9 protein-coding genes are annotated in these 6,770 nt (G+C 57.8%); all 9 read right to left on the bottom strand.

Annotation, left to right across the window (positions count from 1 at the left end; all coding sequences use genetic code 11):
• Positions 1-660 (bottom strand): type II secretion system minor pseudopilin GspJ (gspJ, locus tag AAAB16_RS15670; protein WP_340664154.1); only part of this gene is annotated, 660 nt, incomplete at its 3' end.
• Positions 660-1,049, bottom strand: coding sequence for a type II secretion system minor pseudopilin GspI (gene gspI, locus AAAB16_RS15665; RefSeq protein ID WP_340664153.1), 390 nt, complete (start codon positions 1,047-1,049; stop codon positions 660-662). The genes gspI and gspJ, both read right to left, overlap by 1 nt.
• Complete coding sequence (gene gspH, locus AAAB16_RS15660) at positions 1,046-1,603, bottom strand: type II secretion system minor pseudopilin GspH (protein ID WP_340664152.1); 558 nt, start codon at positions 1,601-1,603, stop codon at positions 1,046-1,048. Before gspH ends, gspI begins: the two co-directional genes overlap by 4 nt.
• Positions 1,604-1,609: 6 nt before the next feature.
• On the bottom strand, positions 1,610-1,996 hold the full coding sequence (gspG, locus tag AAAB16_RS15655) for a type II secretion system major pseudopilin GspG (protein ID WP_110616012.1): 387 nt from the start codon (positions 1,994-1,996) through the stop codon (positions 1,610-1,612).
• 47 nt (positions 1,997-2,043) lie between these two features.
• The gene (gene xcpS / locus AAAB16_RS15650; RefSeq protein WP_340664151.1) at positions 2,044-3,261 is read right to left on the bottom strand and encodes a GspF family T2SS innner membrane protein variant XcpS; all 1,218 of its coding nucleotides are present in this window, start codon (positions 3,259-3,261) and stop codon (positions 2,044-2,046) included.
• Entirely contained in the window at positions 3,261-4,778 is a 1,518-nt protein-coding gene (gspE, locus tag AAAB16_RS15645; protein WP_340664150.1) for a type II secretion system ATPase GspE, read from the bottom strand. The genes xcpS and gspE overlap by 1 nt, the downstream gene beginning before the upstream one ends.
• Before the next feature lie 211 nt (positions 4,779-4,989).
• Entirely contained in the window at positions 4,990-5,415 is a 426-nt protein-coding gene (locus AAAB16_RS15640) for a hypothetical protein (protein ID WP_340664149.1), read from the bottom strand.
• Positions 5,384-6,163, bottom strand: coding sequence for a hypothetical protein (locus tag AAAB16_RS15635; RefSeq protein WP_340664148.1), 780 nt, complete (start codon positions 6,161-6,163; stop codon positions 5,384-5,386). The genes AAAB16_RS15640 and AAAB16_RS15635 overlap by 32 nt, the downstream gene beginning before the upstream one ends.
• Positions 6,164-6,389: 226 nt before the next feature.
• A partial coding sequence (locus tag AAAB16_RS15630; protein WP_340664147.1) for a hypothetical protein occupies positions 6,390-6,770 on the bottom strand: 381 nt, incomplete at its 5' end.

Here is a 6,770-nt window from a genome sequence, read left to right as displayed (position 1 = left end):
GTTCTCGCTGGCCTCCGCCTCCATGGCCGGCTCCGGCAAGCGGTACAAGCGCGACAGCTTGCCGTAATGGCGATGCTCCAGCTTTACCTCAACGGCCAGCGGCATACGCTTTTTCGCTTCAGCCGGGCTGAGGTCGCCGCTGGTGGGTGGCCACTGTTCCTGCCACTGACCTTTGTCATCGAGAAAACGCAGCTCCAGCGACTGCACGCCATCGAGCACTTTTTGCACCCGCGGTTGGCTATCGACAGCCTGATCGAGCACGTTCCAGTACAGCCGCTCCAGCTTTTCCCCAGCCAAGCGCCAACGCACGCGCTGCACTTGCGCACGGGCGCCGCCCAAGGGATTACGCCAACCGTTACGGCTGAATTCCAACGCCGCATTGCCATCGCTGGCGCCCAGCTCACCGAGCAAGGTGGCGCGCTCGTCGCCATAGGCATCGCGCACGCTGCGGTTAAGGGTCTGGTTGATATCGCGGTCCAAGGACGCAAAAGCACGGCTGAGTTCGCGCAGGTCACGCTCGTGCTGACGGGTGACCTCATCGGTCTTCAGCACCGTCGAGAGCATGCGGTACGTGCCCATGGCCAGCAGCGAAAAAATCGCCACGGCAATCATCACTTCCAACAGGGTGAAGCCCTGACTGTTACGCAAGAGCGGGCGCATCAGCTACGCACCGTCATAAACCCAGTCAGGCTATGCACCGAGCGTTCTTTCACCGGCCCGGTGCTGCCGCGCTCGGCCTTGGGCGCAACCCACACGGTGACGCGGCGCAGGCCCTTGTCGCTGGTGCTTTCAACTTCGCTGTGGGTTTCCCACTCGCGGCCGCCGTACTCCAGGCTTTTGTCTTCACGGCCCTCGCCTGGGGTGGGGAATTTCAGCTGCAATTCAGTGATGCGATTATCGGCAATCCAGCCGGCCAAGGTCTTGGCTTCCAGCTGTTGGGCGACGATCAAACTGCGGCTGCTGGCAGTTAATACCGAGGCCGCCACCGTGGCGAAAATCGCCAAGGCCACCAGCACTTCCAGCAAGGTAAACCCGCGTTGCCGGCTCATGGGCGGCTGTCCATTTCAGCGCTGGGCAATTGATAACCGTCGCTGGCCAACGCATAAGCATTGCCATCGGCGCGGCGCTCTTCCAGGCGCAGGCGAAACGGCGACAACTCGCCGCTGGACAAAATCAACAGCTGCGGCACTAGCGGTTCTTTTTTCTCGTCGCTGAGCGTGGCTTGCGACAGCCCTGGCTGGTCTTCTGCCGCCTGCGGCTCGGGCAATTTCAGCGCCTCGCCATCAAGCTCCAACACCAGGCGCAAGCTGGCCGGGGTGCGGTGTTCTTTCTGCGTGGGCGCATCAGCCCAGGTGCCTGAGGTGTTGTCGTAACTGAGCACGCGATAGCCCTCGGCATTCACCAGCAGGCCGTACTCCTGCCCATCCAGCACTGCCTCATCGGCCAGCACGCCAATCAACGCCGCCAGCCGTTCGGCTTCATTACGCAACTCGCGGCTGCCCGTGCCATTGCCGGTGGACAGCACCGCCAGGCTCACCAAGGTACCGATGATGACCAGCACCACCAGCAACTCGATCAGGGTAAAACCGCGGGCCTGGCGCATGGCGTGTTAGTTGTCCCAGTTGCCGATATCGGCGTCGTGGTCGCTGCCGCCTTCTTTGCCATCGGCGCCAAACGAGTACAGGTCAAACGGGCCTTTGGTGCCCGGCGCCAGGTACTGGTAGGGGTTGCCCCATGGGTCGACCGGCAGGCGCTTGAGGTAGCCGTCCTTGTTCCAGTTTTTCGGCGCCGGGTTGCCGCTGGGTTTCTTCACCAGCGCATCCAGGCCCTGCTGGGTGCTGGGGTAGGCAAAGTTATCGAGCTTGTACATATCCAGCGCCGCGGAAATGGCTTTCACATCACCACCGGCCACGGTGATTTTGGCCTGGTCCGGGCGGCTCATTACCTGCGGCACGATCAACGCGGCGAGGATGCCGAGGATGACCACCACCACCATAATTTCAATCAGCGTAAAGCCCGCTTGTTTAAAACTCCTTTTCACAGCTACCCCACCAGTTGGTTAAGAGAAAGAATCGGCAACAGAATGGCCAGCACAATCACCAGCACCACCGCGCCCATAAACACCAGCATGAACGGCTCGAACAAACCGACCATCATGGCAATGCGCGCCGCCAGATCGTTTTCCTGATTGCGCGCGGTGCGTGACAGCATCTGGTCCAGCTCGCCAGACTTTTCGCCGCTGGCAATCATGTGGCGCATCATCGGCGGGAACTCGTTGGTCTGCTCCAGGCTGCGGGTCAGGCTGCCGCCTTCGCGCACCTTTTGCGCGGCGATAATCACCTTGGCGCGAATCGAGCGATTGGTGATTACCTGCGACGAGATACCTAGCGCATCCACCAGCGGCACACCACTGCGGGTCAAAATCGCCAGGGTCGAGGCAAAGCGCGCGGTATCGGTGGCCCGCGCCAAGCGGCCAATCACCGGCAAACGCAGCAAAATAATGTGCCAACGCAAACGCGTGGCCTCCTGACGCAACGCCGCGCGGGCAGTGATCACCCCGCCCACCGCGCCAAGCACAAACAGCCAGCCCCAGTTTTTCACCAGGTCGCTGGCCGCGATCAGGCCGCGAGTCAGTGCCGGCAACTTCTGCCCGGAATCCAGGAACACCTTGACCACATCGGGCACCACATAACCGAGCAAAAAGCCGACGATGATCAGCGAGGTCGCCATCAAAATCAGCGGGTACAGCAACGCCAACTGCACCCGCTGACGCGACTGCTGACGCTGTTCGGTGTAATCGGCCAACTGCTCCAACACCAAGGACAAATGCCCCGCATGCTCACCCGCCGCTACCGTCGCGCGGTACAGCTCGGGGAAGGCCGACGGGTATTCCTTAAGGCTGGCCGCCAGGCTATTGCCCTCCAACACCCGCGAGCGCACCGCGAGCATCATCGACTTCACCCGCGGCGTTTCACTCTGCTCGGCCACCGCCGACAGCGCTTCCTCAATCGGCATCGCCGCTTGCACCAAGGTCGCCATTTGCCGGGTCAACAGCGCCAAGTCCGCCGCCGACAAACCACGCTGAAAACGCCAACTGCCACCGGCACTGTGTTCCTTGTGACTGCGGGTCGGTTTTACATCCAGCGGCGCCAGCTGTTTATCGCGCAGCAACTGCCGCACCTGACGCGCGCTATCACCCTCCATCACACCGCGGCGTTGCTGGCCGCGCAGGTCGAGGGCCACATATTCGAACGCCGCCATTACTCCTCCCGGCTCACACGCAACACTTCTTCCACCGTGGTAACGCCCGCCAACACATTGCGCCGGCCGTCATCACGAATACTCGGGCCGCTGGTGCGCGCGTGGCGGGTCATTTCCTGCTCGGAGGCGGCGTTGTGCACCAGGGTGCGCATATGGTCATCAAACACCACCAACTCATAAATACCGGTACGCCCGCGATAGCCAATCTGGTTGCACTCACTGCAGCCCTTAGCGTGATACAGCGTCGGCTGGGTGCTGGGGTCGATGGCCAACAACGCGCACTCAGCCTCATCCGCCTGATACGGCACCTTGCACACCGGGCACAGGGTGCGCACCAAACGCTGAGCCAAAACCCCAAGCAACGACGACGACAACAAAAACGGCTCAATGCCCATATCCACCAAGCGCGTGATAGCGCCGATGGCCGAGTTGGTGTGCAAGGTCGAGAGCACCAAGTGCCCGGTGAGCGAAGCCTGCACCGCGATCTCGGCAGTCTCCTTGTCACGGATTTCGCCGACCATCACCACGTCCGGGTCTTGGCGCAAAATCGCCCGCAAGCCGCGAGCAAAGGTCATATCCACCTTGGCATTTACCTGGGTTTGGCCGACGCCCTCCAAGTGGTATTCGATAGGGTCTTCTACCGTGAGGATATTGCGCGTGCCCGTGTTCAGGCTCACCAGGCTGGCATACAGCGTGGTGGTTTTACCCGAACCCGTAGGCCCGGTGACCAGGATGATGCCGTGGGGTTTCTTTACCACGTCTTCCATCAAACGCTGATCGCGCGGACTCATGCCCAAGTGAGTCAGGGTCAGCCGCCCGGCCTGCTTATCCAGCAACCGCAACACCACCCGCTCGCCGTTGGCCGACGGCAAGGTCGACACCCGCACATCCACCTCGCGCCCGCCCACCCGCAGGGAAATACGCCCATCCTGCGGCACCCGCTTCTCCGCGATATCCAGCTTGGCCATCACCTTGATCCGCGACACCAACAAGCCGGCCAACTCCCGACGCGGCTGCACCATCTCGCGCAAAATACCGTCGATACGAAAGCGCACCACCAAGCGTTTCTCAAAGGTCTCCACATGGATGTCCGAGGCGTTTTCCTTCACCGCCTCGGAGAGGATGGCGTTGATGAGCCGAATGATCGGCGCATCGTCCTCCTGCTCCATCAAGTCTTCGGTTTCCGGCAAGCGTTCCGCCAGGCTGGCCAAATCCATATCGTCACCCAGGCCCTCCACCATCTGCATGGCCGCGGAAGAATCCTGCTGATACGCCTCGCTCAACGCCTGATCAAACGCCGCGCCATCCACCTCCACCACATCCAACGCCTGCCCAGCAAAACGCAACGCCTCCCCCACCGCCATCAACGACGCACCAGGGCGAAACACCACCCGCACCCCGTCCTCGCCCACCTGCAACAACACCCCATGGCGCTTAGCAAACGCAAACGGCAAACGCCGTACCACCACCGGTTCGGTAGAGGTGTCGAGAGGAGAGAGAGAAAGGGGAACCGACATTGCACAATCCATGTGAAAACAGCGACGGGAACACGGGCCCGTGCATCCCGGAAACAGCGCCAGACGGGGGCTGGCTAAGTGCCGGCAATTAAATCACAGGTTGAGGGGGGAATTGGTGCGGGAGTGCGCAGGGAATGGGGGCAGTTTGTCGGATATGCAGCATTGTATTTCTGATTCCGCCGGCAGCACCCAGCCGATCAAATAAAACGACTCAGCGGGATCGACTCACCATGAATTGAAGCAATGCTTCGTCATCGAAAAGTTGCTCTTCACCATCGACAAGGACCGGCGCCAAACACCAATCCTCGCAATCAAGACTAACAATGCGCAGCACTTCTCCGGACTCAAGCCAAAGCACTGGCGACAATACCGAACAACCCGCAGCCTCAAGCGCCGCAATCAGCTCCTGAACAGCCGAGTGATCAAACTCAACGTCCCATCCTGCTTGCACGGTATGGCTATCCAGCCGATGGAGCAGAACCGGCTCATCGATAGGCTCCACCGCCCGGAACATTGCCCTCCACTGCGCGGCGACATCTTCCTCAAATAAAGGCTTACGAGAACCAACATTTAACTCAAGCTGCGAGGACGCTAGAGCGGTGTCGTTACGCAGCAGGCAATAGAATCCGTTTTCCATCGAAGGTTATCCGCTCAGCTTCATCGACTGACTCGTAGACACTGTCGAAATATGCCTGCAAGTCAGGTGCAAAATCTCGGGCAAAAAAGCGACGGCAAAACTCTACGAACCAAGAGTTTTCATAAGCGCTAGCTTCCTGAGCAGCACCGCTAAAAAGCGCCGCCAGAAACTCACTAGAACCTTCCTCAAGTTTTTCTCTATAAGTGCCTAGCACACCTGAGTCAAAATCCTTCTCGATGTCCGCAAACAACACTGGCGTCAAGCTTTCTGCAGCCCTACCTCTATATGCCAAGAGCCAAAAAACATCCGCCAAGCGATAGTGCAATTGTTCTGTAGACGCTAAAAAATCCCGTCTAACAAAAGCGATCATATTCCAGCGATCTAGCAAGAGTGGATATTCTAATAATTTCCCAAACTTAATGGGAGAGCCCATCAAATCTGTGATGACTTCATTAGAGTGCGATGAACCATAAACCTCAAAATAACGACAAAACTCTTCTTCGGTAACGGTAGGGGCGCACAAACATAAGGCGAGCGGTGCAAAAGCCGGCGTCATTCCTTCGCCACCTTCTTTCTGCAAGCCTAACTCTCCGGTAAAGTGCAGAGTCTTGAGCCGTGCATCGAAGTCTTTGGATGCACGACCAACAAACCGTTTACAGAAATCAGAGACTTGCTCGAACAGCTCACGACGCTCGTCCGACTTAGGGTCGTCAAGACTCTCATAAACTAGAGTTAAAACTTCTGGCATTAGTCATCCTCCGTACGCGCACAGCCTCGCTCGGCAACCTTTCTGCCAAGTTTTTGTCTTAATCGATAAGATCATTCGACCAAATGAGAGCAGATTTATTTTCACCGCTCTAATTTCGAGCTCCTAAAATAAATACTGACAATTTTACTTGTTGAAAACTTAGCTTTGCCTTCCCAAAAGCAAGGCCCTCAGACCTTGCCAACATAACGCGCCCTGCCGTTTGGCGTTACTGCCACAAAACTATTTTATCTTCCAACCGATAAAAAACAACGCGTTTGTCACCGTTAGTAAATTGAAGTTCCAACTCACCAGGCGTTTCAAGTAAGGTAATACCTTGGATTATCGGAGAATCAATTAGATCATTACAATCAAGATCAAACAGCTCTGCCGTTTTGCAATTCAAAATTCTTACTTGGGGGAAGCCAGGATCTTCCAGATAGCAAACCATGGCGACGATATCCAGTTTCTCGTGCCAGGATGCCGCCACCAACTCGCTCTCGTCCCCCTCTGCAAAAAGCTCAGCGCCGAGGGTATGGGCCAACAGCGCTTTATCAGCCAAAACCCGCTTATCGTAATTTTTCATTTGAAGTTTCATATCAATCTTTTT

The sequence above is a fragment of the Pseudomonas sp. genome (assembly GCF_037994325.1).
GTDB lineage: Bacteria > Pseudomonadota > Gammaproteobacteria > Pseudomonadales > Pseudomonadaceae > Aquipseudomonas.
The sequence above is the reverse complement of the archived record's forward strand: the minus strand, read 5'-3'. Positions and strand labels throughout refer to the sequence as shown.